This window comes from Azoarcus sp. Soil_N_20, from assembly GCF_057656155.1.
On record NZ_JBDGKX010000054.1, the window covers coordinates 1 to 611 of the forward strand.

1 protein-coding gene is annotated in these 611 nt (G+C 63.2%); it reads right to left on the reverse strand.

Annotated features, from left to right (window positions below; genetic code table 11):
- Positions 1 to 611, reverse strand: a 611-nt coding sequence (locus AC3A35_RS27845) for a GTP-binding protein (RefSeq protein ID WP_487439801.1), incomplete at its 3' end; no start/stop codon positions are given.

Below are 611 nucleotides of genomic sequence, written 5' to 3' on the forward strand. Positions count from 1 at the left end.
GTCGGGATGTAGCTGTCGAGCGCGTCGGCCAGGCGCAGGATCGCCGGCTCGCCGATGTCGCTCTGGTCGCCTTCGAGCGCCTTCAGCGCCGAACCCTTGATGATCGGCACGTCGTCGCCCGGGAAGTCGTACTTCGACAGCAGCTCGCGCACTTCCATCTCGACCAGCTCGAGCAGCTCTTCGTCGTCGACCATGTCGCACTTGTTCAGGAACACGATGATGTACGGCACACCGACCTGACGCGCCAGCAGGATGTGCTCGCGGGTCTGCGGCATCGGGCCGTCAGCGGCCGAGCACACCAGGATCGCGCCGTCCATCTGCGCCGCACCGGTAATCATGTTCTTCACGTAGTCCGCGTGACCCGGGCAGTCGACGTGAGCGTAGTGACGCGCCGCGGTTTCGTACTCGACGTGGGCGGTGTTGATCGTGATCCCGCGCGCCTTCTCTTCAGGCGCCGCATCGATCTGATCGTAGGCCTTCGCCTCGCCACCGAACTTCTTCGACAGAATCGTCGTGATTGCCGCCGTCAGCGTGGTCTTGCCGTGGTCAACGTGGCCAATCGTGCCAACGTTTACGTGCGGCTTCGTACGCTCAAACTTGCTCTTAGCCAT